This is a genomic window from Acinetobacter lwoffii (genome assembly GCF_024129855.1).
In the GTDB taxonomy this organism is placed as follows: Bacteria; Pseudomonadota; Gammaproteobacteria; order Pseudomonadales; family Moraxellaceae; genus Acinetobacter; species Acinetobacter lwoffii_L.
Map to the genome: position 1 here is coordinate 1 of NZ_JAMXXC010000088.1, position 297 is coordinate 297.

General features: G+C 47.5%; 1 pseudogene. It reads right to left on the reverse strand.

What is annotated here, in order from left to right:
* Positions 1 to 297, reverse strand: a pseudogene (locus tag NI465_RS16910) (ISNCY family transposase); the annotation flags it as partial.

Here is a 297-nt window from a genome sequence, read left to right on the forward strand (position 1 = left end):
AGCAATCACGGTTGTATCGAGGCTGATATGGACGTTTCAGGCGCTTGGATCGAGGAATCCAGAGGTCATTTGCAGTCATCCAGCGACGAACTGTTTCCACAGGAATATTCAGCCCAAACATGCTGCTGAGCTTCTCATGCGCCAATGTAGGACCAAAGCCAAGAAAATATTCAGAAATAATGGAAAGACATTCTGATTTTAACAGGACGTCATGGCGACGATGACCCGGTTGACCACGACTGGCATGCGTCATGCCTGAAACACCATCTTGATTGAGCTTCTGCAATAACCGGGTAA